Origin of the sequence: Lentzea sp. NBC_00516 (assembly GCF_036346835.1) — a bacterium.
Lineage (GTDB): Bacteria > Actinomycetota > Actinomycetes > Mycobacteriales > Pseudonocardiaceae > Lentzea > Lentzea sokolovensis.
The window spans coordinates 925,436-946,998 of the sequence record NZ_CP107840.1 but is presented as its reverse complement, the minus strand read 5'-3'; the positions used below and the strand labels follow the sequence as shown (position 1 = coordinate 946,998).

16 protein-coding genes are annotated in these 21,563 nt (G+C 70.5%); 10 read left to right on the top strand and 6 right to left on the bottom strand.

The genetic code is table 11. The features are described from left to right. The first annotated feature begins 332 nt into the window (after positions 1-332). Complete coding sequence (locus tag OG205_RS04160) at positions 333-1,823, top strand: MFS transporter (RefSeq protein ID WP_330274901.1); 1,491 nt, start codon at positions 333-335, stop codon at positions 1,821-1,823. Here OG205_RS04160 and OG205_RS04155 read toward each other — a convergent pair. Together OG205_RS04155 and OG205_RS04150 are read right to left on the bottom strand one after the other, a co-directional pair. Then, positions 1,806-4,043 carry a GH92 family glycosyl hydrolase gene (locus OG205_RS04155; protein ID WP_330274900.1) on the bottom strand — a complete coding sequence of 746 codons (2,238 nt, stop codon included), beginning with the start codon at positions 4,041-4,043 and terminating at the stop codon, positions 1,806-1,808. The two genes, OG205_RS04160 and OG205_RS04155, sit on opposite strands and share 18 nt — an antisense overlap. A gap of 22 nt (positions 4,044-4,065) precedes the next feature. Further along, positions 4,066-4,674, bottom strand: coding sequence for a hypothetical protein (locus OG205_RS04150; RefSeq protein WP_330274899.1), 609 nt, complete (start codon positions 4,672-4,674; stop codon positions 4,066-4,068). Positions 4,675-4,792: 118 nt separating this feature from the next. Between OG205_RS04150 and OG205_RS04145 the strand changes: the two genes are divergently transcribed. Next, on the top strand, positions 4,793-6,250 hold the full coding sequence (locus OG205_RS04145) for a hypothetical protein (protein WP_330274898.1): 1,458 nt from the start codon (positions 4,793-4,795) through the stop codon (positions 6,248-6,250). Here OG205_RS04145 and OG205_RS04140 read toward each other — a convergent pair. Next, complete coding sequence (locus tag OG205_RS04140) at positions 6,240-7,013, bottom strand: endonuclease/exonuclease/phosphatase family protein (protein ID WP_330274897.1); 774 nt, start codon at positions 7,011-7,013, stop codon at positions 6,240-6,242. The two genes, OG205_RS04145 and OG205_RS04140, sit on opposite strands and share 11 nt — an antisense overlap. A gap of 39 nt (positions 7,014-7,052) precedes the next feature. Then, positions 7,053-9,038, bottom strand: a complete 1,986-nt coding sequence (gene fusA, locus OG205_RS04135) for an elongation factor G (protein WP_330274896.1) — start codon at positions 9,036-9,038, stop codon at positions 7,053-7,055. Between the two features lie 317 nt (positions 9,039-9,355). Between fusA and OG205_RS04130 the strand changes: the two genes are divergently transcribed. The 4 genes from OG205_RS04130 to OG205_RS04115 all read left to right on the top strand — a co-directional run bounded on the left by OG205_RS04130 (position 9,356) and on the right by OG205_RS04115 (position 13,751). Next, positions 9,356-9,946 carry an SGNH/GDSL hydrolase family protein gene (locus tag OG205_RS04130; protein ID WP_330274895.1) on the top strand — a complete coding sequence of 197 codons (591 nt, stop codon included), beginning with the start codon at positions 9,356-9,358 and terminating at the stop codon, positions 9,944-9,946. A gap of 68 nt (positions 9,947-10,014) precedes the next feature. Continuing rightward, a complete protein-coding gene (xylA, locus tag OG205_RS04125; protein WP_330278094.1) occupies positions 10,015-11,166 on the top strand; it encodes a xylose isomerase in 1,152 nt (383 codons plus the stop codon). A gap of 1 nt (position 11,167) precedes the next feature. Further along, on the top strand, positions 11,168-12,550 hold the full coding sequence (xylB, locus tag OG205_RS04120; RefSeq protein ID WP_330274894.1) for a xylulokinase: 1,383 nt from the start codon (positions 11,168-11,170) through the stop codon (positions 12,548-12,550). Between the two features lie 61 nt (positions 12,551-12,611). Next, positions 12,612-13,751 carry an ROK family protein gene (locus tag OG205_RS04115; protein ID WP_330274893.1) on the top strand — a complete coding sequence of 380 codons (1,140 nt, stop codon included), beginning with the start codon at positions 12,612-12,614 and terminating at the stop codon, positions 13,749-13,751. Here OG205_RS04115 and OG205_RS04110 read toward each other — a convergent pair. Further along, positions 13,708-14,022: a DUF6223 family protein gene (locus OG205_RS04110; protein WP_330274892.1), complete on the bottom strand. Its 315-nt coding sequence runs from the start codon at positions 14,020-14,022 to the stop codon at positions 13,708-13,710. The two genes, OG205_RS04115 and OG205_RS04110, sit on opposite strands and share 44 nt — an antisense overlap. A 131-nt stretch (positions 14,023-14,153) precedes the next feature. Here OG205_RS04110 and OG205_RS04105 point away from each other — a divergent pair, with 131 nt between their 5' ends. Together OG205_RS04105 and OG205_RS04100 are read left to right on the top strand one after the other, a co-directional pair. Then, positions 14,154-15,236 carry a sensor histidine kinase gene (locus tag OG205_RS04105; protein ID WP_330274891.1) on the top strand — a complete coding sequence of 361 codons (1,083 nt, stop codon included), beginning with the start codon at positions 14,154-14,156 and terminating at the stop codon, positions 15,234-15,236. After that, the gene (locus tag OG205_RS04100; RefSeq protein WP_330274890.1) at positions 15,233-15,898 is read left to right on the top strand and encodes a response regulator transcription factor; all 666 of its coding nucleotides are present in this window, start codon (positions 15,233-15,235) and stop codon (positions 15,896-15,898) included. Before OG205_RS04105 ends, OG205_RS04100 begins: the two co-directional genes overlap by 4 nt. Here OG205_RS04100 and OG205_RS04095 read toward each other — a convergent pair. Beyond that, positions 15,853-19,968, bottom strand: a complete 4,116-nt coding sequence (locus OG205_RS04095) for an nSTAND1 domain-containing NTPase (RefSeq protein ID WP_330274889.1) — start codon at positions 19,966-19,968, stop codon at positions 15,853-15,855. The two genes, OG205_RS04100 and OG205_RS04095, sit on opposite strands and share 46 nt — an antisense overlap. Before the next feature lie 97 nt (positions 19,969-20,065). On the opposite strand from OG205_RS04095, the gene OG205_RS04090 reads away from it, so the two are divergent. Continuing rightward, entirely contained in the window at positions 20,066-20,590 is a 525-nt protein-coding gene (locus tag OG205_RS04090; RefSeq protein WP_330274888.1) for a response regulator transcription factor, read from the top strand. Positions 20,591-20,600: 10 nt separating this feature from the next. Beyond that, positions 20,601-21,524 (top strand): peptidoglycan-binding protein, encoded by a 924-nt coding sequence (locus OG205_RS04085; protein ID WP_330274887.1) that lies wholly within the window; start codon positions 20,601-20,603, stop codon positions 21,522-21,524. The last annotated feature ends 39 nt before the right edge of the window (positions 21,525-21,563 follow it).

Genomic DNA, 21,563 nt, shown 5'->3' with positions numbered 1-21,563 from the left:
CCAAGGCGGACTCGTCGCTCGAGCGACGATCTGTCCCCGCGGGGTTCCACCGGGCCGCGATTCGAACCCATTTGCGACGGCGAGGGGTAACCGGAAATCGACGATCTGGTCGATTTACCGACAATTCCTATCGGAACGGACAAAGTACTCGTATGCGCATGTCGACTTCATCGACAGCGAGCGGACTGAGTTTCAACGAAAAGACGCCGGGTACTGCTTTTTCGTGAATCGCATCGCCGACGGCCAGATGGAGAAACTCGGCCTGCGGAACTGGGTGAAGACACGGATCAAGCAGAGCGCGGCTCAGGCGCTCATCGCGGTGAGGGGCTGAGATGGCCGACGGTGTGAGCACACTGATTCCCGCCAGGATCGATCGGCTGCCCTGGTCGCCGTTCCACACGCGCATGGTCGTCGCGCTGGGCGTCGCGTGGATCCTGGACGGCCTGGAGATCACGGTCGCCAGCGCGATCGCCGACACGCTGACCAAACCGGAGACGCTGGGGCTGTCGTCGACCGCGGTCGGCCTGCTCGCCACCGTCTACCTGATCGGCGAGGTCGTCGGCGCGCTGTGGTTCGGTCACCTTTCGGACCGGCTGGGCCGCCGCAAGCTGTTCATGATCACGCTGGGCGTCTACCTCGTCGGCTCCGGCCTGACCGCGCTGACGCTGGGCAACGGCACGGGCTGGCTGGTCTTCCTGTACCTGACCAGGTTCATCGCCGGCATGGGCATCGGCGGCGAGTACGCGGCGATCAACTCCGCGATCGACGAGCTCATCCCCGCCCGCTTCCGGGGTCGCGTCGACATCGCGGTCAACGGCACCTACTGGGCGGGCGCGGTGCTCGGCACGCTCGGCTCGTACATCCTGCTCAACCACGTAGAGCTGTCGCTGGGCTGGCGGCTCGGGTTCCTAATCGGACCGGTGCTGGGCCTGGTGATCCTGGTGGTGCGCAGGCACCTGCCGGAAAGCCCGCGCTGGCAGATCATGCACGGCCACGAGGAGGCCGCCGAGAAGACGATCACCGGCATCGAGCGCGAGGTCGAGAAGGAGTCCGGCGCGGAACTGCCACCCGTCGACGAGAAGAAGGCCATCGAGATCAAGCCCGCCGAGGAGATCGGCTACTTCGCGCTGGCCCGCGTGCTGTTCCGCGAGTACCCCAGCCGTGCGGTGCTGGGCGCGACCCTGATGATCACGCAGTCGTTCCTCTACAACGCGATCTTCTTCACCTACACGCTGGTGCTGGGCAAGTTCTACGGCGTGCCCTCCGAGGTGACACCGCTGTACCTGATCGCGTTCGCGGTCGGCAACCTCGTCGGGCCGTTCACCATCGGGCACCTCTTCGACACCATCGGCCGCCGCCGGATGCTGTTCCTGACCTACGCGATCTCCGGCGCACTGCTCGGCATCACCGCGTTGCTGTTCTACAGCGGGGTGCTGAACGCGATCACGCAGACCATCGCGTGGTGCGTGATCTTCTTCTTCGCCTCGGCCGGCGCCAGTGCCGCGTACCTGACGGTCAGCGAGATCTTCCCGCTGGAGGTGCGCGCGAAGGCGATCGGCGTGTTCTTCGCGATCGCCCAGTGCTTCGGCGCGCTCGGCCCGGTGATCTACGGCGCGTTGATCGGCACCGGGGACCAGCCGGTGCGGTTGTTCATCGGCTACCTGGTCGGTGCGGCGATCATGGTCGCGGGCGGACTGGTCGCGCGGTCACTCGCGGTGGACGCGGAGAACAAGTCCCTGGAGGACGTCGCCCTGCCGCTGTCCGCCACCGCGCGGCGCAGCCACACCCGTGCCGAGGGTGCTGGATCACCCTTCAAGACGTGAGACCAGCACTCCCCCGCGCTCGACGAACGCCTCCGGCAGCCACGGCTGCTCGACCTTGCGGCCGTTCCACCGCGTCTCCTGTACATAGATGCCCGGCGTGCCGGTGGCCAGGATCGTGATGTTCTTCTTGGTGATCCGCGCCTTGGGGAACATCGGGCTCGACACGTGCAGCTCGGCGCTGCTCGGTGTGCGCGGGTACAGGCCCAGAGCGGCGAAGACGTACCAGGCCGACATCGTGCCCAGGTCGTCGTTGCCGGGCAGGCCGGACGGGCCGGTGCGGTAGACCAGCCGCGCCATCGCGCGCACGGTCTCCTGGGTCTTCCGCGGCTGGCCGAGCTCGTTGTAGATCCACGGCGTGTGGATGCCCGGCTCGTTGGTCGGGTCATACCGCAACGCGTCGCCGCCGGTCGCCCACGAGCCGTCCGCGCGGTGGAAGAACGCGTCGAGCCTGGTCGCCGCCGCTTCGGGTCCGCCCATCACCTCGGCCAGGCCTTGGACGTCGTGCGGCACCATCCACGTGTAGGTGGCGCTGCTGCCCTGCGCGAAGCCCTGGTCGGAGGCCGGGTTGAACGGTGTCACCCAGGTGCCGTCGGCCTTGCGGGCCTGCTGGTGGCCGGTGGCCGGGTTGAACGTGTTGCGCCACCAGCCCGCGCGCTTCCGCATCTCCTCGCTGGGACGGCCGAGCCTGCTACCCAGGTCGGCGAGCGCCTGGTCGGCGACGGAGTCCTCCAGCGTCTCGGCGGCGCCGCCCCAGCAGTGGCAGGTGTCCTGCGGGGCGTAGCCGAGGCGCATGTACTCGGCGAGGTTCGGGCGCTGGCCCTCGCACTGGCCGGGGCAGCCCTTGTCGGACAGGCCGTCCGGGTGCGGGACGGTGGCCTGCCGCAGCAGTGAGTCGTAGGCCGCCCGCACGTCGAAGTTCCGCGCGCCCATGGCGTACATGCCCGCGATGGCCGGGGCGGACGGGTCGCCGGTCATGACGTGCGTCGGGCCGGTGATGTGGACCCAGCGATCCCACACACCACCGTTCTTGCGCGAGATGTCCAGCAACGACTGGGCGTAGCCGCTCGCCACGTCCGGTGCCAGCAGGGCCAGCAACTGGGTGTGGGCGCGGTACTGGTCCCAGCCGGAGAAGTTGCCGTACCGCACCTCGCGGCCGACGTCGCTGATCACGTTGGGCTGCAGGAAGGTGTGGTAGAGCGCGGTGTAGAAGATCGTGCGCTCGTCCGCGGTGCCGCCGTCGATCTCGACCGCGCGGAGCTGCTTCGCCCAGGCCTTCCTGGCTTCCGCCGCCACGTCGGCGACGGTCGCGCGCTTCGGGATCTCCGTCGCGAGGTTGCGCTTCGCGGCGTCGAGGCTGGTGTAGGAGATGCCGACGCGCATCCGCACCGCACTGTCCGCAAAGGACACGTAACCGCCGGAACCCTTGCCCGCGCGGTTGCTTCCGGTCAGGTAGCCCTCGCCGCCGGAAGCGGACGTCGTGCCGGGCCGCAGTTCGCTGTTGATCCACGTGCCGTAGGCCGAGATAGGACGGTCGAACGACGCGGTGAAGTGCAGGCGGTAGTAGGTCTTCTGGTTGTTCGTGCCGCCGTTCGCACGACGGCCGCAGAACGCGCCGGTCAGCACCGAGCCCGAGACGGTGTTCGTCGCCGGGTCGATGCTGATGTCGGCGTCCTCGCTGCCGTTGAGCGAGTTCGAGGTGCGGAACAACAGTGATCCGTTGACGGGGAACGTGAACTCGCCGATGCCCGCGCGCGTCGACACGGACAGGTCCGCCGTGGCACCGGACTTCAGGCCCACCCGGTAACGACCGGTCTCGGCCTTCTCGTCGGCGTGGGAGAAGTCGCTCGCGAAGATCTGGTCCTTGGTGTCCGCGGTCGGCGACGAGGTGATGTCACCGACGTGCGGCATGATCGGGACGTCCCCTGCCGCGCCGGGATGGCAGCCCGCGCCGTTGACGTGCGTGAGGCTGAAGCCGCGCACCCTCGTGGCGTCGTAGGCGTAACCGTTGGCAGCGCCCGTGTTCGTCTGGTCGCCGCGGGTCGACGTCGGACTCCACGAGATCATCCCGAACGGCCGCACGGCGCCGGGATAGGTGTTGCCGCCGCCCGCCGAGCCGATCAGCGGGTCGACATAGCGCGTGTCGTCTCTCACCGCCGCACTCGCGGGAGTCGCCAGCGCGGCGGTGAGGACAGTGACCAGGAAGACCGGGAGCGCTCTCACGTCCCGGGACAGTAACCGGTTCTCAGTAAACGCAGGGTGGCCGGTAGCCGTCGATCTTCAGGCTCTGGAACTCCAGGTCGTTCTTCGTGTTGCCGACGAACACCAGGCCACGGGCGTCGTCGAGGGCCTCGGCGAGCGGGTAGGACGGCTTGCCGAGCGCGGGCAGATATGTCCAGTCCTTTGTCTTGAAGCTGAAGAACCGCTTCACGAGCCTGCCGCCGGTGGACGGAATCTTCGTGACCCACTTGTCGCCGCCACTCCAGAACTCCGCGGGTCGCAACTGGACGTAGAGGTCGTTGGTGGCGCGGTAGGTCATCCAGAAACCGGCCGAGTGCGACAGGTCGGCCTGGGCCTCGAACCTGTTGCCCAGCCACACGACCATGACAGCCCAGTCGTCGGCCAGGAACTTGATCTTCGCGGTGTGGTCGTGCCGTCCCTTGGGCACGAGGATGCTGCCGGTCGCGGGCTCCGTGGCACCTTCACCACTGGCGATCCACTGCTGGTACCGGTCGATGGACGGGGTGGCGCACTCGCGGCCGTGCGAGGCGTTCGCGACCGCTGTCGAGCCGAGGGTGAACAGCAGCGCGTACGCGATCACCGCGACGCGGCCGAACGTCGATTTCAGGCGCATCTGGCGGACCGTAGCGGAAATTGGTATAAACCATTTCTGTTCACCGTTGACAGGGTCTCACTTGGCTACCTGGACAGCGGATTGTGAGGACCCGTTCGCCAGGTTCACAGTGAGCCTCGTGCAGCCCGCCAGATGCATCGCATTCATAGGTGTCGTAACGGTTCTCTCCCTCCAACTGACCGCTCCGGCCGTCGCGTCGGCCGACTGCTCCCCCACCGTCGACGACCGGTCGTTCGCCTCCGCCGCCCAGTTGCGCGCTCTCAACGCCACCGTCGCCGGGTTCGGCGTGCGCGCGACCGGCAGCCCTGCCCACAATCGCCTGATCTCGTGGCTGGAACGCCGCGTGGACCGGCTGCCGGGCGTGTCCGTGCGGTCGGAGCCCGTCGCGATCCAGCGCTGGAAGCCCGGTCCCGGTCTCCTGCTCTCGGGCGGTGTCGTGCCGGTCGCCGGCGCCATCCCCTACTCCGAGCCAGGCCTGCGCAGCGGTGAGCTGGTCAGGTTGCCCACCGGCACGCCGATCACCACCGCGAACGCCCGCGGCAAGATCGTCCTGCGGGACTTCCCCGCCCTCGACCGCGGCTACCTCGCCGAGCCGTTGCTGGACAAGGACATGGTCGACGCGGGCAGGGCGGGCGCCGCCGGGGTGGTCATCGCCTTCCCGTTCCCGCACGAGCAGGTGAAGGGCTACTGGGATCCGCACCTCGGCACCCACTACCGCGTGCCGGGCGTGTTCGTCGGCTCCGACGCGGCTGTCCGGCTGGTCCCGGGCACGCGAACGACGATCGGTGTGCTGGCCGGGCGCGCACCGGCCGTCACGCGCTCGCTGATCGCCACGCTGCCCGGTCTGAGCAGTGAGCGGATCGTCCTCGACACCAACACCGACGGCGTGGGGTGGGTGCAGGAGAACGGCACCGTCGCGCTGCTGGCGCTGGCCGAGCACTTCGCACGCCTGCCGTTGCGCTGCCGGCCGCGCACGATCGAGTTCGTCTTCGCGACCGGGCACCTGCACCGCCCGGCGGAGGGCAGCGAGTTCCGGGCCCGCGCGCTCGACGCCGAGTACGACTCGGGTTCGGTCGCGTTCGCGTTCGTGCTGGAACACCTCGGCACGCGGGAGTTCCTGCCTCAGGAAGGTTCTCTGCGACCGACGGGCCTGGCCGAGCTGTCCGGCTGGTTCGCGGGCAGTCCGGTGCTGGCCCAGAGCGCGCAGACGGCACTGGCCGGGCGCGCGGTCGATCGCACGTTCGTCCTGCCCGGCAGCGACCCACCGGTGCCCGGCCGGGTGCCGGCGCAGTGCTCGTTCGGCGGCATCGGCACGCACTTCCACTCGCACCTGGTCCCGACGATGGCGATGATCTCCGGGCCGTGGACGCTCTGGGCGCCGTCGTTCGGCTCGGCGGCCGTCGACCACGAACGGATGCGGCGCCAGGTCCTGGCCGCGGGCGACGCGATCACGGCGCTGGCCCCGGTGCCCCGGGACCAGATCGCCGGGCCGTACCTGGAGCAGCGGCAGGCGCGGGCGGCCGGAGCACCGACCTGTTCGCACGACCTGCCGCCCGAGTGGGCGCCTAGAAGCTGATGTGCGCCTGAACAGCGAGGTGGTCGGACGGGAACTGGCCATCTCGCTGGAAGGTGTTGATCGCGGCGGCCTCGACGGTGGCGCCGCGGGTCAGGATCCAGTCGATGCGCGGGCCGTCCGGGACGAGCGGGCCGTAGCCGTGGAACGTCCCGTACGCAGGAGTGGTCTGCGGACCCGCGAGCCACGTGTCGGCCAGACCGGCCGTGAGGGTGGCGTAGGGCGGTGAGCCGGGGACGTCGTTGAAGTCGCCGGTGAGCACGACCGGCAGTGTCTGGGCCTGGAGGCGGTCGCGGACGAACTCGGCGCTGCGCAGGCGGGAGTTCGCCGACTCGTGGTCGAAGTGGGTGTTGACGGCCACGAACTGCCTGCCCGTCAGGCGGTCCGCGAACCGGACCCAGGTGACCATGCGGATCACGTTGTTGCCCCACGACCGGGAGCCCACGACGTTCGGGGTGGCGGACAGCCAGTGGTGGTCGAACTCGAGGGGTTCGAGCCGGAGGGTGTCGAAGAAGATCGCCATGAACTCGTCGTGGCTGCCGCCCGCGCGGCCCAGGCCGATCCAGTCGTAGTGGGCCGGCAGGTCGTGGGCGATGTCGAGGAGTTGCCCGTACAGGCCCTCCTGCGTGCCGAGCAGGGCCGGCAGTTCGGTGAGCAGCATCTGAGCCATCACCGGACGTCTGGTGGCCCACGAGTTCGGCTCGGCGGCCGAGGCGTACCGCAGGTTGAAGGACATCACGCTCAACGGGTCCACTCGGCCGATCATGGCACAGGCCCGCCTCTCACGAGACGGGCCTGCTTCCATCTATGCGGGCGCGTAGCCGGTCGGCGTGGCGGTGAAGCTGCCGCGGCCCTGCGTCCGGCTGCGCAAGCGAGTCACGTAGCCGAACATCTCCGCCAACGGCACGCTCGCCGTCACCACCGTCGTGCCTGTCCGGGCCGTCGAACCGAGGATCCTGCCCCGGCGCGAAGCCAGATCACCGAGCACACCACCGAGGTACTCCTCCGGCACGGTCACCGTGACCTCGGCGATCGGTTCGAGCAACGTCATCGCGCCGGCCTTCAGCGCGTCACGCAGCCCGAGTCGTCCCGCCGTGCGGAACGCCATCTCCGACGAGTCCTTGACGTGCGTGGACCCGTCGACCAGCGTCACCCGCACGCCGGTGACCGGGTGCCCGAGCGGCCCTTCGGCCAGCGCGTCCCGGCAGCCCTGTTCGACCGCGCGTACGAACTCCTGCGGCACGCGCCCGCCGGTGACGGCCGAGCGGAACTCGAAACCGGTCTCCAGCGGCTCGGTGTCGAGCACGACGTGCGCGAACTGGCCCTGCCCTCCGTCCTGCTTCACGTGCCGGTAAACGAATCCCGTCACGCCTGAGGCAACGGTCTCGCGGTACGAGACGCGCGGGCGTCCCATGGTGATCTCGATGCGGTGCAGCGTGCGCGCCTTCTCCACCGAGACCTCCAGGTGCAGCTCGCCCTGGCCGGACAGCACCGTCTGGCCGGTCTCCGGGTCCGTCCCGAACCGCAGGGACGGGTCCTCGTCGACCAGGTGGGCCAGCGCCTCCGTGAGCTTGGCGTTGTCCGCGCTGGTCCGCGGTTCCACCGCCACCGACACGACCGGATCGGCCGACACCGGAGGTTCGAGCAGCAACGGAGCCGTTGGCGCACACAGGGTTGTGCCCGTGCGTGCCGACTTCAGCCCCACCAGCGCCACGATGTCACCCGCGACGGCCTGGTCGACCGGCGTGTGCCGATCGGCCTGGACGCGCAGGATCCGTCCGATGCGCTCGTTGCGGCCGCCCACCTGGACCGTCTCTCCCTTGTGGAGGGTGCCCGAGTAGACGCGCACGTACGCCAGCCGTCCGGTGGCGGTGGCGTTCACCTTGAACACCAGCGCCGCGAACGGCGCGTCCGGGTCCGGCTGCCGTTCCTGGCCGTCGACGCCGCGCACCGGCGGAACGTCCACAGGGGACGGCAGGTACGCGATCACCGCGTCCAGCAACGGTTCGATGCCGCGGTTGCGGTACGCCGAGCCGCACAGCACGACGGTGGCCTGACCTCGCTGGGTCAGTTCCCGCAGTGCTTCGACGAGCGTCTGCTCGGACAGGCCTTGTGCGAAGAACTCCTCCAATGCGTCGGGGTGCAGTTCCGCCACCGCCTCTTCCAAGGCCCGGCGACGTCGTTGTGCCTCTGCCAGCAGCGTTTCCGGCACAGGCCCCTCGGTCATGCCGTCGTCCCAGGTCAGCGCACGCATGCGCACCAGGTCGACGACACCGCGGAACCCGTCCTCCACGCCGATCGGCAGTTGCACGACGAGCGGCACGGTGTGCAGCCGGGTGCGGATCGACTCCACGACGGCGTCGAGGTCCGCGCCCGCCCGGTCGAGCTTGTTGACGAACGCGATCCGCGGCACGCCGTGGCGATCAGCCTGCCGCCACACGGATTCGCTCTGCGGCTCGACACCGGCGACGCCGTCGAACACCGCGACGGCCCCGTCCAGCACGCGCAGGGATCGTTCGACCTCGTCAGCGAAGTCGACGTGCCCCGGCGTGTCGATGAGGTTGATGCGGTGCCCGTCCCACGTGCAGGTCACGGCCGCGGCGAAGATCGTGATGCCGCGGTCGCGTTCCTGCGGGTCGAAGTCGGTGACGGTCGTGCCGTCGTGGACCTCGCCGCGCTTGTAGGTGCTGCCGGTCGCGAACAGGACGCGTTCGGTGAGCGTGGTCTTGCCCGCGTCGACGTGGGCGAGGATGCCGAGGTTGCGGACAGCGTTCAACGTGATCGTGCGCATGGCTGTGTGCCTTTGGTGTCAAGGACTTACGGGGTCAGCGCGATGACCCGACGAACACCTGGAACGGGTTCGTCAGACACTCCGGTACCCGGCGCGCAGCGGGCAGCCGGGGTGCGGAGACACGAGGATCACGTCGAAACGGGACGGGAGCACGGCGGTGGTGCGCATGGCCGGTCCCCTCTCGCTCGGTAGCTCGTTGATGATCGTGGAGTGTAGACAGATCAGCACTCTCACGACAGCGGTTTACTCACATCAACATTCGCTCACAGCAGATTGTTCCCCGGAACACCACCGCAACGGCTGTTCGTTCACCAACCATGCGCCTCTGTTTGCTCGGCGACTCGATCGCCGCTGGAGTGGGCAGCACGCGCCGGGAGGACACGCTCGGCCCGTTGCTCGCCGAACGCCTTCGGGCGATGGGACACCAGGTCGATCTCAGCGTGCACGCCTTCGCCGGCGCCCGCTCGGCCGACCTGCGCGCCCAGGTCCGAGCGGCGGGCAAGGTCGACCTCGCGGTAGTGGTGATCGGCGCGAACGACCTGACGAGGTTCGTCCCGGCGCACGTCGGCGCGCAGCAACTGCACGACGCTGTCACGGACCTGCGGCGAGCGGGCGCCGCGGTCGTCGTCAGCACCGCGCCCGACCTGAGCGTCGTCGCCCACGTGCCGCCCGCCCTGCGCGACGTCGTATCGGCCGTGAGTCGCGACTACGCCCAGGTGCAGCAGCAGGCCGTCATCCGTGCGGGTGGTGTGGTCGCCCACGTCGAACGCGCGGTGACGCCCCAGTTCGCCGCCGACCCCTCGCTCTTCGCGGCGGATCGCTTCCACCCGTCGGCCGCCGGCTACCGCGCGATCGCCGCGGCTCTCGCGCCCGCGGTCGAGGCGGTCGCCGCGGAACTTCGCGCCTGAGCGATTGCGATCAACGCCGTGGCATCGTACTGTCCGCACTAAGTTCAAGCATTGAACGAATGAGGTGGATGATGAGCACGCCCACTCCGGCGGACAAGTTCTCCTTCGGTCTCTGGACCGTGGGCTGGCAGGGCCGTGACCCGTTCGGCGAGGCCACGCGGCCCGAGCTGGACGTGGTCGAGGCGGTGCACCGGCTCGCCGAACTCGGCGCGTACGGGCTGACGTTCCACGACGACGACCTGTTCGGCTTCGAGGCCACGAACCGCGACCAGCAGATCAGCCGGCTGCAGGGCGCGCTCGCCGAAACCGGGCTCGTCATCCCGATGGTGACGACGAATCTGTTCAGCCACCCCGTGTTCAAGGACGGCGGCTTCACCAGCAACGACCGCGGCGTACGGCGGTTCGCGCTGCAGAAGGTGCTGCGCAACGTCGAACTGGCGGCGGAGCTCGGCGCCAAGACCTTCGTGCTGTGGGGCGGGCGCGAGGGCTCCGAGTACGACGTGGCCAAGGACGTGCGAGCGGCGCTCGAGCGGTACCGCGAGGCCATGAACCTGCTGACGCAGTTCGTCACCGACCGGGGTTACGACATCCGGTTCGCGATCGAGCCGAAGCCGAACGAGCCGCGCGGCGACATCCTGCTGCCGACGGTCGGGCACGCGCTGGCGTTCATCACGTCTCTCGACAAGCCCGAGCTGGTCGGCGTGAACCCCGAGGTCGGGCACGAGCAGATGGCCGGGCTCAACTTCGTGCACGGCATCGCGCAGGCGTTGTGGCACGGCAAGCTCTTCCACATCGACCTCAACGGCCAGCGCAGCATCAAGTACGACCAGGACCTGGTGTTCGGGCACGGCGACCTGATGAACGCGTTCGCGCTGGTGGACCTGCTGGAGACCGCCGGTTACGAGGGTCCGCGGCACTTCGACTACAAGCCGTCGCGCACCGAGGACATCAAGGGCGTCTGGGACTCGGCCAAGGCGAACATGGCCACCTACCTGCTGCTTCGCGACCGCGCGGCAGCCTTCCGGGCCGACCCGGAGGTGCAGGAGGCGCTCGCGACCGCGGGTGTCGCCGAGCTGTCGCAGCCCACGCTGAACGCCGGCGAGTCCTACGATGACCTGATCAAGGACACCGGTTTCGACCCCGACCAGGCGGGCGAGCGCGGCTACGGCTTCGTGCAGCTCAACCAGCTCGCCATCGAGCACCTCACGGGAGCACGCTGACATGACGCTCGTCGCCGGCATCGACTCGTCCACGCAGTCGTGCAAGGTCGTGGTTCGTGACGCGGAGACCGGCAGGCTCGTCCGGGAGGGCCGCGCGGCCCACCCGGACGGCACCGAGGTCCACCCGTCGCACTGGTGGTCGGCGTTGCGGTCCGCGCTGTCCGACGCCGGCGGGCTGGACGACGTGTCGGCGGTGAGCGTCGGCGGTCAGCAGCACGGCATGGTCTGCCTCGACGAGGACGGCGAGGTCGTGCGCGAGGCGCTGCTGTGGAACGACACCCGTTCCGCGGCGGCCGCCGCGTCGCTGACCGACGAACTGGGCGCGGCGGAGTGGGCATCGCGAATCGGCCTCGTGCCGGTCGCGTCGTTCACGATCACGAAGCTGCGGTGGCTCGCCCAGCACGAACCGGCCAACGCCAAGCGCACCGCCGCCGTCTGCCTGCCGCACGACTGGCTGACGTGGCGGCTGCGCGGCACCGGTGACCTCGCCGACCTCGTCACCGACCGCTCGGACGCGTCTGGCACCGGCTACTTCGACTCGGTGACGAACGCCTACGTGCCGGAGCTGGTCTCGCTGGCTCTGGGGCGCTCCGACGTCGTGCTCCCCCGAGTCCTGGGGCCGGCGGAGTTCGTGGACGGCCCGCTCCGGCTGGGCGCGGGCGCCGGGGACAACGCGGCGGCCATGCTCGGTGTGGGCGGCGGCACGGACATCCTCGTGTCGCTCGGCACGTCCGGCGTGGTCACGGCCACCAGCGACGTCCGGGCGCAGGACCCGTCCGGCATCGTGGCGGGGTTCGCCGACGCCACGGGCCGCTACCTGCCCCTGGCCTGCACGTTGAACGCCGCCCGCGTGCTGGACGCGACCGCCAGGATGCTGGGCGTCGACCTCACGAAGCTCAGCGAGCTCGCCCTGTCCGCCAAGCCGGGTGCGGAAGGCGTCGTGATGGTGCCTTACCTGGAAGGCGAACGAACGCCGAACCTGCCGGACGCGACGGGTGCACTTCACGGCCTGACGCTTGCCAACGCGACGCCCGCGAACATCGCGCGTGCGGCCGTGGAAGGCATGCTGTGCGGTCTCGCCGTGGGACTCGACGCACTCGCTGAGCAAGGTGCGGACGTCACGGGCGTGCGGCTCGTCGGAGGAGCGGCGGTTTCTCCAGCGGTGCGGGAGATCGCGCCGGTGGTGTTCGGGGTGCCGGTGACGGTGCCCGCGCCTGGTGAGTACGTCGCCGACGGCGCCGCGAGGCAGGCGGCGTGGACGCTCACGGGCGGTGCGACGCCGCCGGAGTGGACGCTCGCGGACAGCACCCGCTACGAGGCGGAGGCGGTGCCGGAGATCCGGGCGCGGTACGGCGATGCCGCGCGGAAGTACCTGAACCGATGACCACCCGGAGGCCGGGAGTCCGCGTGCGGACTCCCGGACCCGCGCAGCGATACTTGAGTCGATGACCACCGTCGACCACCTCCGCCAGGTCCGCCTCGGCAACCTGCGGACGGTGCTGCTCGCGCTCGTCGACCGCCCCGGCTCGCGGGCCGACCTGGCCGGGCGCACCGGCCTCACCAAGGCGACGCTGTCCAACCTCACCGAACCGTTGCTGGCCAACGGGATCCTGGTCGAGGAACCGGCCACGCTCGCCGGCATGGGCAGGCCGTCCAAGCCGCTGCGCTTCCACCCGGACGGCCCGGTCGCGGTGGGCGCGGAGATCAACGTCAGCCACCTCGCCGTCGAGACCATCGGACTCGACGGCGAGACGCTCGACCGCCGTCTCGTGCCCGCCGACATGCGCAAGGCCACGGCGGACGAGGTGCTCGACCGGATCGCCGAACTGATCCGCGAGGTCACCGGGCCGCGGCCGTTCCTCGGCGCCGGCCTGGCGATACCCGGTGTCGTCCACGACGGCGTCGTCATCAGGACCCCCAACCTGCCGAACCTCGTCGGCGTGCGGCTGGCCGAGAGGCTGAGCCTGCGAACGGAACTCGACGTCCAGTTGGACAACGAGGCGAACCTCGCCGCGCTCGCCCACCTGTGGCCGCGGCACCTCGCGGGCGAGGACTTCGTGCACGTGACCGCGGACGTCGGCATCGGTGCGGGTGTCGTGCTGAACGGCGAGGTCTATCGCGGCGTCAGCGGGTTCGCGGGCGAACTCGGGCATGTCGTGATCGAACGCAACGGCGTCCTCTGCACGTGCGGCAGCCGCGGTTGCGTTGAGCGGTACGCGGGCCTCGACGTCATCCTGCGCGAGGCGGGACGGCGGCGGCTCGACTCCCTGTGCAAAGCACTCGACGCGGGCGATCCCAGGGCGCTGGAGGCCGCGCGGAGCGCCGGCGAGGCGCTCGGGGTCGGGCTCGGGACCCTGATGAACCTCTTCGACGTTCCGACGGTCGTGCTCGGCGGCAGTTATGCCGTGCTGTACGACCATCTTCGCGAGGCCGTGCAGTCCGAAATGAACCGCAGGGTGCTCGCGGGCGGCGAGCGGCACACCAGGCTGATCGCCTCACCCCTCGGCGAGTTCGCGGTGGTGCGGGGCGCGGCGGGACTGGTCACGAGGCGCGCGGTGCAGCAGCCCGAACGACTCTTCGCCTAGCCAGCACGCCGAGCACCACGGCGGCGAGGCCCACCACCAGCGACACGTAGCCGCCGACGATGCCGTAGCCGGTGCCGGGGCCGCCCTTCGCCATCAGCACGACCACCACACCGAGCACCACCGCGACCCCACCGGCGATCGCGGCGACCAGGCCGCTCCGGCCTCGTCTCAGGGCCAGCACGCCCATCACCACGCCGAAAACTCCGGCGGCGGCGCCGATCAGCGACCACATGCGTCCGGCGGACATCTCGTAAGCAGCTGAGAGCAACATGGCCCCAGCCTGTCCCGCGAACCGCGAACGGTCGTCGTGCGTGCGCAGACAGCGACTACCGCGGTCGCGGTAGTCCCGAAGTCATCCCAGCGCAGGATCTACCAGCGTCAACACCGGATTAGTGTGCACGCATGAGCAGGCGCTGGCTGGACTGGGCGATCGCCGCCGGGGTCGCCGCGAGCCTGGTGGTGGCCGGGCACCCCGCCACCGGCCCGGGCTACGCGTTGCTGGCCGCGAGCGGGCTGGCGCTCGTGGCGCGCAGGACGGCTCCGATCGCCGTGCTCGCCGCGACCGGGCTCCTCGCGCTGGGCTACCAGGCGACCGGGGCCGACGTGCCCGTGATCGCGTTCCTGTTCGCCGTGTACGCGACCATGCGGGCGGGCCATCGCGTCGTCACGCTCGCCGGTTCCGTGCTGATGCTCGCCACGCTCCCTCTCGCGGCGCTCCTGTCGCCCCGCGATCTCACGGCGTACGAGGCGTTCGGGCAGACCAGGGACGTCCTGCAGATCGCGTGGCTGATCGCCGCCGCGGCCGCCGGTGAGGCGCTCAGGCAGGCCGAGCGCAGAGCGGACGAGGCCGAACGCACCCGTGAGGAGACGGCGCGCAGGCGGGCGGGCGAGGAACGCCTGCACATCGCCCGCGAACTGCACGACTCCCTCACCCACCAGATCTCCGTGATCAAGCTGCAGGCCGAGGTCGCCGTCCACCTCGCCCGCAAGCGCGGCGAGGACGTGCCCGAGCCGCTCCTGGTGATCCGGGACGCCGGCCGCGAAGCCGCCAGGGAGCTGCGGGCGACGTTGGAAGCGCTCAGGGACGACGACAAGAACCCACCGCACGGCATGGACGACGTCCCCGCGCTCGTCGAACGTGCGAGGTCGAACGGACTGGACGCCCGGCTCACGATCGAAGGCCGCCACGACGACGTCCCCGCCGCGGTCGACCGGACGGCGTACCGGATCGTGCAGGAGTCGCTGACGAACATCGCCCGCCACGCCGTCGCGGCCACCGCGCAGGTCCACATCGACTGCCGGCCGGACGCAGTGGTCATCAAGGTGGACGACGACGGCACGGCGACGCCCAGGAACCCGGAACCGGGCGTCGGGCTGCTCGGCATGCGCGAACGGGTCACGGCGCTCGGCGGCCACCTCCGCGCCGCGCCGCGCACTGAAGGCGGTTTCAGCGTGCAGGCCGAACTTCCCGTGGTGCAGCCGTGATCCGCGTCCTGCTGGTGGACGACCAGCCGCTGATCCGCAGCGGTTTCCGCGCGTTGCTGGAAGCCGAGGACGACATCGAGGTCGTCGCCGAGGCCGCGAACGGCGCGGAAGGGCTCGACCAGGCTCGTCGGCACCTCCCGGACATCGCGCTGATCGACGTCCAGATGCCCGGGATGGACGGCATCGAGGCGACCAGGCAGATCGCCGCCGACCCGGCCCTGACCTGCACGCACGTCGTGATCCTCACCAACTACGGCCTGGACGAGTACGTCTTCCACGCTCTGAAAGCGGGCGCGGCCGGGTTCCTCGTCAAGGACGTGCAGCCGGAGGACTTCCTGCACGCCGTGCGGGTCGCGGCCCGCGGCGACGCGCTGCTCGCCCCGTCGATCACCCGCCGGCTGATCGACCGGTACGTGAGCCAGCCGCCGCACCGCAACCAGAGCCTCGCCCACCTCACGAACCGCGAACGCGAGGCCGTGACGCTGGTCGCGCGCGGCCTCTCGAACGACGAGATCGCGGCCGGCATGGTGATCAGCCCGCTCACCGCGAAGACCCACGTCAACCGGGCGATGATGAAGCTGCACGCCCGCGACCGGGCCCAGCTCGTGGTGATCGCCTACGAGTCGGGCCTGGTCGTCCCGCAGGCCTCGGAACGCGGATAGCCCTCGGAGCAGATCCGCGCCTCGGCGTCCGCGGTGGACAGTGACCAGCGGATGATCCGTGAGTCGTTCGCGCCGGACACCAGCTCGTCCTCCCGCGTGAACGCCACGGCCTGCACCGGGCCGGTGTGCCCGGTCAGCGTGGTGCCGGCACGGGTGTCCAGGTTCCACACGACGACCGAGTCGTCCTCTCCCCCGGACGCCAGCGCGTCGCCGGACGGGCTGAACGCCAGCGCCACCACCGCGGCGGAGTGGCCGGTCAGCGTCATCAGCTCCGCGCCCGTGGCCACGTCCCAGATCTTCACCGTCCGGTTGGCGCCCGCCGTCGCGAACCGCGTGCCGTCCGGGCTGACCGCGACGTCCCTCACGTCGCCCTGACCGGTGCTGACCCGTCGTTCCAGCCGGTCGCCTGCGAGGTCCCACAGCATCGCGCCGCCCGCCGGATCGGTGGAGATCAGCAGGCGGCCGTCCGGGGTGAACTCGACGGCGCTCGCGATGTACGGGCCGCCGGAGAACGCGCCCTGCGTCAGGCCGGGCAGGCTCCAGCGGAACCGGCCGAGCGACGCCGTCACGATCCCGCGCCCGTCCGGCTGGTAGGCGATGTCGGTCGACGCGCCCAGACCGTTGTAGGACAACGACGACAGCCGTTCCCGCCGGGCGACGTCCCAGAGCGAGATGGTGTGATCCCGGGTCAGCGCGGCCAGCCGGGAGCCGTCCGGGCTGAACGCCACCGACTCCACCCGATCCGAATGACCGTCCAAAGTGGCCACCGTGGCGCCGTCGAGATCCCACAGCCGCACGGTTCCGTCGTCCCCGGCGGACGCGACCAGCCTGCCGGACACGTCGATGTCGTTGATGCCGTCGGCATGTCCGGTGAACGGCGGCACGGCGTCCTCGCGCACCGCCACGATCCGGCCGTAGCCGCCGGAGACCAGCAGCGTGCCGTCGCGGCCCAGCGCGATCGCCCTGGACTCGGTGCGGCCGCGGTCTCGGTAGGTCGTGATGGGACGGCCGGTGCGGATGTCCCAGATGGTGATGAGGCCGTCCTCGTCCGCCACCGCCATCCGGCCGCCAGCCGGCCCGGACGCCTCCCACGCGTAGGCGCCCTGCTTCGGCAGCTCGGACAGCAGCGTCCCGCTGACGTCCCAGAACTTGACGCCGTCGCGCAGGGTCGCGGTGACGATCGCCGCGCCGTCGAAGCCGACGTTGTTGACCTCCAGCGACGGGATCTCGCCGATGCGCGCGCCGGACGCGACGTCCCACACCAGCGGACGTTCCTTGCCGTTCGCGGTGACGAGCAGCGTTCCGTCCGGGCTGAACGCCAGCGCGTTCACCTCGTTCGCGTGCCCCTGGAAGATCCGGCTGGTCCTGGCGGCCACGTCCCACACCTCGACGGCTCCACCGGCGACGCCGACCGCGAACGACGTCCCTGCCGGGTGGAACGCGAGCCCGGTGGTGATCACGTCGAACTGGTGGGAGAACACGGCGGTGCCGCTCGCCAGTTCCCAGACCACGACGTCGCCGCGGCTTCCGCCCAGCGCGGGCAGTGACGCGTTCGAGGCGAGGAACCTGTCGTCGGCGCTGAACTCGGCCTGCCTGGCGTAGCCGCCGTCGGTGAACCCGTTGTGGTCGGCCAGAAGGAGCTTTCGGGACCGGGTCTGCGGGTCCCACAGCGTGACGTGGCCGTCCCGATCGGCCGTCGCGATCACATCACCCTTGTGCGACACGCTCACATCCAGCACGGGCGGGCCGTCCGCGTTGAGCTCGATTCGCCGTCGCGGTGCGGAGGCGGCGCTCAGCAACGCGCCTCGGGTGTCGTCGTCCGCGTGCAGCCGATAGGCCGACACGGCGAGCTGTCCGGCGAGATCGGGGGCCGTGTCGACGAGGCCGCGCGCGGACAGCGCGATCTGGTGGGCCTGCTCGATCCGTTGCCGGAGCTGGGCTTCCCGCGACTGCCACCACGCGACGCCGCCACCGCCCGCGGCCAGCAGGAGCAGCACGCCCATGATCGAGACGAGTCTGGTCAGCAAGCGGTTGCGGCGCTTCACCGTCACCTGCTCGGCCTCGTCGCGCTCGCGACTAGCCGCGAGGAACGCCTCCTCCGCCGCGTTCAGCTCGCCGGGATGGTCCTGCGCCCAGGCCGACGCGGTGACGAGCTGGGTGCCCCGGTAGAGCGCGCCCTCGTCCCGGTCGAGCTCGCTCCAGGTGTGGGCGGCGGCGGTCAGCCTGCGGTGGACCAGCAGCGTCGAGCGGTCGTCGGACAGCCAGCGCTGCAACCGGGGCCACGCGCGGATCAGCGCTTCGTGCGCGATCTCCGCGGTGTCCTCGTCCACCACGATCAGCCGCTCGGCGACCAGGCGGCCAAGTACGCCGTCGATCACCCCCGGCTCGGCGATGCCGTCGAGTTCGGCGCGGCGGATCGGCCTGCGGGTGTCCTCGGTGCCGTCGCCGAACGCGGTCAGCCGCACCAGGATCCGGCGCATGGCCTGCCGTTCGGCGTCGTCCAGGTCGTCGTGGGCGCGTTCGGCGGTCTGCGCGATCGCCCCGCGCACCCCGCCTCCGGCGCGGTAGGCGGACAGCGTCAGTTCGGTGCCGGAGCGTTGCCACGTCTCGACGAGCGCGTGCGACAGCAACGGAAGCGCGCCCGGTTCGGCGTCCACGTCGGCGAGAACGGTCGCGAGCAGGTCGGCGGCGACGGACAGCCCGCTCATCGTGGCCGGGCGCAGCACGATGTCCCGCAGGTCGGCGCTGGACGGCGGTCCGACCAGCACGGTCGCCTCGTCCGCGAGCGCCCGCACCAGGCCGGGGTGCTGCGTGACGTGGGCGAGGAAGTCCGCCCGGACGCCGAGCGCGACGTGGGTGCGGCGGTGCGGTCCCTGGGCCGCGTCGAGCAGTACGCCGATGAACTGTGAGCGCTCACTTTCGTTGGTGCACAACGTGAACAGCTCTTCCAGCTGGTCCACCACGAGCAGCACGCGCACGTCGTCCGGGCCGTTCGCGAGCGCGTTGCGGACCTCGACGTCGAACGCCGCCGGGTCGGCGCCGAGGTCGGTCCGCTTGCCGGTGAACGCCGCGAGCGCGTTCGTGAGCGCTGCCATCGGGTGCGCGGTCGGCGTGATGACGATCGGCCGCCAGGTCCTGTCGAGCCCACCGACGACACCGGCGCGCAGCAACGAGGACTTGCCGCTGCCCGAAGCGCCGAACACCCCGACGACGGGATGGCGGTCGATCCGGCGCGTGACGAGGTCGACGAGGTGATCGCGGCCGAAGAACCACGGGTGGTGCTCCGGCTGGTACGCCATCAGGCCGCGATACGGACAGTCCGCGCGGGCGGTCTTCGGCGGCGCGGGTTCGTGCAGCGGCGCGCCCTGCAGCATCGTCTCGTGCAGGCCGCGCAGTTCGGGGCCGGGTTCGATGCCGAGGTCGTCCACGAGCCGTTCGCGTGCCCGGCGGAACACTTCCAGGGCCTCTGCCTGGCGGGATGCGCCGTAGAGGGCGGTCATCAGCTTGGCGTGCAACGGTTCGCGGTACGGATTGGCCTGTGCCAGCTCGGCCAGGTCGCCGATCACCTCGGCGTGGCGGCCCAGCGCCAGTTCCGCCGCGGCACGCGCTTCGGCCGCGCGCAGCCGGGCCTCGTCCAGTCTCGCGGCGAACTGGCCCGGCAGGTCCGGATAGGCCGGGCCGCGCCACAGGCCGAGCGCCTCGGTGAGCAGGTCGGCCGCCTTGGCGGGGTCGCCGTCCGCGAGCGCCCGTTCACCGTCCTCGGTCAGCTGGTCGAACAGGTCCGCGTCGAGCTCGCCGGCGTCGATCCTCAGTTCGTACCCGGCCGGCTCGCGGGTGATCCGGTCGCCGAGGCCCAGCGCGCGCTTGAGCTGGTAGACGTACAGCCGGACGTTCTCCTGAGCGGAGGCCGGCGGGACCTCCCAGAGCGCCTCGATCAGCCGTTGCGGGGAAACGGGTGTGTTGGCGTGCCGCACCAGCATCGCGAGCAGGATCCGCTGCTTCGCCGACCGCAACGGGGTCTCTTCCTCGCCCGCCGCGACGACGATCGGACCGAGCACCCGGAACCGCACGCACCCTCCCCCGATGATCGGCGGAACGGTAACAACGACCTGGCGTTATACGCAGCCGATACGCGGAAATACGGTCCTTTCCCGACTGTTCCGGGATGTGCCGACCATCCGTGTGTCCCTGTCGCTGCGCAGCACGTTGCTGGCCGACCGGATCTCGTCCCGCCTCACCGCCGTGCCGTGGGCTGTCCCAGGCACTCCCGCCGACGTGATCGTCACCGACGCCGCTGCCGCCGCCGGGCCGCGCACGGTCGCGGTGCTGTCGTCGTTCGACGCCGTGGAAGGACTGGTGCGGCTGGGCGTGACGGGGCTCGTGCTCGCCGACGACCCTCCGGAGGACATCGTGCGGGCCGTGCACGACGTGCACCGGTTCGGCGGCTGGGTGTCGCCGCGGCTGGTGTCCTCGTTGCTGCCCGGTCCCCCGCCGGCGTCCCTGACCGTCCGGGAGCGGGAGACGTTGCGGCTGGTCGCCGAGGGGCGGGAGAACGCGGAGATCGCCGCGGCCATGTTCATCACCGTGAGCGCGGTGAAGTACCACGTGTCGAACCTGCTGAGAAAGTTCGGTTGCCGTGACCGCACACAACTGGTCTCGCGACTAGGGCGTCCGCTGGCCGTCCGTTCCTAGCGTGCTGGGCATGAGAATCCTCGTTGCCGCCCTGATCTCGTTCGGGGTTCTGATAGGAGTCGTCAGCCCCGCACAGGCGGCGCTGCCGTCGTGGCCGAACGTCAAGGAAGGCCAGAACGGCGCGACCGTGCTGACCGCCCAGCACCTGCTGCGTCACCGCGGCTACAACATCAGCGCCGACGGCGACTTCGGCCCGGCCACCGAGACGGCGGTCAAGCAGTTCCAGACCGCCAACGGCCTGTCGTCGGACGGCCAGATCGGCCCGAACACCTGGCCGAAGCTGATCGTCAGCGTCCAGCAGGGCAACAACAGCAACGCCGTCCGCGCCGCCCAGGTGCAGCTCAACCGCTACGGCTACGGCCTGGACGAGGACGGCGACTTCGGCGGCGGCACGCACAGCGCGGCCGTGGCGTTCCAGAAGTCGAAGAGCCTGTCGGCGGACGGCGTCGTCGGCCCGAACACCTGGCAGACCCTGGTCGGCGGATCGGGCTCCGGCGGCGGTGGCGGCGGCACCTTCAGCCTGCCGCTGGCCAAGAGCGCCCTGCCGCGCAGCGAGTACGACGACCCGCACCACGACTACCCCGCCATCGACCTGCCCGTGAACAGCAAGCCGGCGTACGCGATGGTCACCGGCACCGCCTACCGCATCAACGAGCCCAGCGGCTGCGGCAACGGCCTGCGGATCGTCAAGAGCGGCGTCGACTACATCTACTGCCACTTCTCGTCGTGGTCGGTCTCGAACGGCACCGCCGTCAAGGCCGGTGACCGCGTCGGCACGACCGGCAACACCGGCAACTCGACTGGCCCGCACCTGCACATCGCGATCAAGATCAGCGGAACGTCCTACTGCCCGCAGAACTTCCTGCTCGCGCTGTACGACGGGCGGACACCGCCGGCGCCGTCGTCGCTGCCCCGCACGGGCTGCTTCTACTGATCCACGCTCTGGAACACCGGACCTGGATCGCCGAGGCTC